This window comes from Aerococcus sp. L_32 (assembly GCF_050689315.1).
In genome coordinates, this window is sequence record NZ_JBOEQF010001111.1 from 1 (window position 1) to 605 (window position 605).

A 605-nucleotide genomic window follows, 5' to 3' on the forward strand; every position below is an offset into this window, starting at 1 on the left:
TGCTACGAATTCAACAGGGTGAGATAAACCAACATTGACAGTTAATTTGTTACCTGCTAATTGTGCACGGTAACCAACACCAGTCATTTCAAGTTTCTTTTCGAATCCTTCAGAAACACCAACAACCATGTTGTTTACTAATGCACGAGTAGTTCCGTGGATAGAACGTACTTCTTTATGGTCATTCGGACGAGTGAAAGTGATTTCTTTCTCTCCGATTTGAATATCAATTACAGGGTTGAACTCACGTGATAATTCGCCTTTAGGGCCTTTAACAGTGATAGTTGAACCAGCTTTTTCTACGGTTACGTTACTAGGAATCTCGATAATTTTGTTACCAATACGACTCATTCTAGACTGCACCTGCCTTTCAATTTTGTTTTTTTATTTTTGTTATTTATTACCAAACGTAAGCTAAAACTTCGCCACCGATGCTTTTAGCACGAGCTGCTTTATCAGTGATAACACCTTCCGATGTTGAAACTAATGCAGTACCTAAACCGTTTAAAACTTTAGGAATTTGATCACTTTTCGCGTATACACGTAAACCTGGTTTAGAGATACGTTTTAAGTTTGTGATTACTCGTTGGTTATCGCTAGTATAT

Annotated in this window: 2 protein-coding genes; both read right to left on the reverse strand. The window is 37.4% G+C overall.

What is annotated here, in order from left to right; all coding sequences use genetic code 11:
- Positions 1 to 351: 50S ribosomal protein L6 (locus ACRCJ0_RS18435; protein WP_431391614.1), on the reverse strand; the 351-nt coding region annotated here is incomplete at its 3' end.
- Between the two features lie 49 nt (positions 352 to 400).
- A partial coding sequence (gene rpsH, locus ACRCJ0_RS18440) for a 30S ribosomal protein S8 (RefSeq protein ID WP_431391617.1) occupies positions 401 to 605 on the reverse strand: 205 nt, incomplete at its 5' end.